At 72.6% G+C, this 1,736-nt stretch carries 3 protein-coding genes; 2 read left to right on the top strand and 1 reads right to left on the bottom strand.

Features of this window, described 5'->3' with window-relative positions; all coding sequences use genetic code 11:
* The coding region (locus B2284_RS03890) for a glycosyltransferase (protein WP_286697218.1) at positions 1–506 on the bottom strand (506 nt) is incomplete at its 3' end.
* Positions 507–592: 86 nt separating this feature from the next.
* On the opposite strand from B2284_RS03890, the gene B2284_RS03885 reads away from it, so the two are divergent.
* A complete protein-coding gene (locus B2284_RS03885; RefSeq protein ID WP_240742496.1) occupies positions 593–1,435 on the top strand; it encodes a class I SAM-dependent methyltransferase in 843 nt (280 codons plus the stop codon).
* The coding region (locus B2284_RS03880) for a class I SAM-dependent methyltransferase (RefSeq protein ID WP_476728565.1) at positions 1,432–1,736 on the top strand (305 nt) is incomplete at its 3' end. The genes B2284_RS03885 and B2284_RS03880, both read left to right, overlap by 4 nt.

Here is a 1,736-nt window from a genome sequence, read left to right as displayed (position 1 = left end):
CCGAGGCTCGCGAGTTCGCTGCGGCTCGCCTTCGAGACGGTGATGTAGCGGCAGCGCCGGTACACCCACGGCGCGACGCGTGACTCGAGCAACCAGCCGAACCTTGCGAGGCGCGGGCCGAAGATGCTCGCCCACTGGTCGCGGTGGACGTGGTGGACGACGGCGACGACGGGGATGCGCGCGACGAGCGGCGACCAGAACGGCACGCCGTTCTGCACGTCGATGACGACGTCGTAGTCACGCTGGTGCCGCACGAGGTGCCACAGCCCCGCGGCGTAGCAGGTGAACCGGTTGCCGGCGCGAATCACGGTGACGTCCCCGTGCATCGTGCGGCGTGCGGCGCCGCGGAAACGAGCCGTGTGGATCGTGACGTCGGCGCCCAGCTCGCTCATGACCTCGCTCGTGCGTTCGACGAACACCTCCGAGCCGCCCGCCTCGGGGTTCTCGCGGTCGCGCCACGACAGATAGAGGACGCGCAGAGGCTCGGCGTCGCGCTCGTCGTGCATCCTGTGGCTCTCCTCGCCGTTCGGCTGCCTGCTTCCGGGTCGCCCGTTAGAGTATCGGGGTCGAGGAAGGCAGGTGGCCCGTTTCCATGAGCGCGTGCGAAGTGTGCGGTGGTCCGTGCACGGATCTGCCCCTGGGAGGCTCCGTCCTCGATGCGTGCACCCGTTGCGGGCACCTGCGTCGCGACCTCGATCGCGCGCCCGCGCGCCACCGCGATCATGCCTACGGCGGAGACCCGACCCTCGACGCGGCCCGCCTGCGCCTGACCCACCGTGCCCTCGTCGCCGACGGCGCGCCCGCGTCGGTCTTCGAGATCGGGTACGGCGCCGGGGGATTGCTGCGCGCCTTCCATGACGCGGGGGCGCGCGTCGCCGGCGCCGACCCGGATCAGCTCGAACGGGACGTCGACACTGTCGTCGTCGCGCACGCTCGCCTGCACGCCTGCGGCATCGAGGACGTGCCGGCGGGGGAGCCGTCCGTCGACCTCGTCTACGGCATCCACGTCCTCGAGCACGTCGTCGACCCGATCGAGACGCTGCGCCGCACGCACACCCTGCTGCGCCCCGGCGGTAGCGCCCACTTCTTCACCCCGGCCGGCGACTGGGCCGGCCTGCGCCTCGCGAGCGACGGCTGGTGGATGCTCGAGGACCCGACGCACGTGCGCTTCTTCACCGCCAATTCCCTCGTCCGCGCCGCGCGTGAGGCAGGCTTTGACGACGTCGAGATCCGTCGTCCGCCGCTCGATTCGCTCGTCCACGACGCCGCGAGCACCGTCCGCCGCGTACGGCCTGCGCCGCGGCCGCAGGGGGTTCTCGCGCAGCGCTCGACGCTCGCTCTCGCCGGTGCGACGCTGCCGCTGACTCTCGCTGCACGCGCGCTCGTGCCCCGGCTGCGCCCGACGCTGCACCTCGTCGCGCGGAGGCCGGAGTGACGTCTCGCCCACGTGCCGCGAGGCGGCGGGGCCTCGGGCGCAGCGTCCGGTTGTTCCGTGCGTTCCTCGTCGAGCAGAGCGACCCGCACCGCTTCTACTCGGCTCTCGCCGACGACTCGATCGCGATCCTCGCCGAGCACGTCGACCTCGACGGTGCGCGCGTGCTCGACGTCGGCGCGGGTCCGTCCGAGTTCGCGGACGCCTTCCTCGCGGCCGGCGCCCACTATGTGCCGTTGGACGCCGACGCGAGCGTCCCCTCGGTGCGTGACGGCGGCGTCGTCGCGGACGCGGAGCACCTGCC

The sequence above is a fragment of the Dermacoccus sp. UBA1591 genome (assembly GCF_002322065.1).
In the GTDB taxonomy this organism is placed as follows: Bacteria; Actinomycetota; Actinomycetes; order Actinomycetales; family Dermatophilaceae; genus Dermacoccus; species Dermacoccus nishinomiyaensis.
Note: the sequence above shows the minus strand (reverse complement) of the source record. Positions and strands in the feature narration are given on the sequence as shown.